Annotated in this window: 1 tRNA gene; it reads right to left on the bottom strand. The window is 63.3% G+C overall.

The window, feature by feature from the left end:
- Positions 1-68: 68 nt before the first annotated feature.
- A tRNA-Met gene (locus MKK70_RS22990) sits at positions 69-145 on the bottom strand.
- Positions 146-207 lie beyond the last annotated feature (62 nt).

Below are 207 nucleotides of genomic sequence, written 5' to 3'. Positions count from 1 at the left end.
GCAAACAGCCGGCCTGCGTGGTGCGCGGGCCGGCTGTTTGCGGTCTTGTGAGGTGTATGTGGTGTGTTTGGTTGCGGGGACAGGATTTGAACCTGTGACCTTCAGGTTATGAGCCTGACGAGCTACCGGGCTGCTCCACCCCGCGCCAGGGTGCGTGCTGGTCCTCATGTGTGGACCGGCACGTTCGGCGATCGTGGTGAGGGACTG

This window comes from Methylobacterium sp. E-041, assembly GCF_022829665.1.
Taxonomy (GTDB): Bacteria; Pseudomonadota; Alphaproteobacteria; order Rhizobiales; family Beijerinckiaceae; genus Methylobacterium.
The sequence above is the reverse complement of the archived record's forward strand: the minus strand, read 5'-3'. Positions and strand labels throughout refer to the sequence as shown.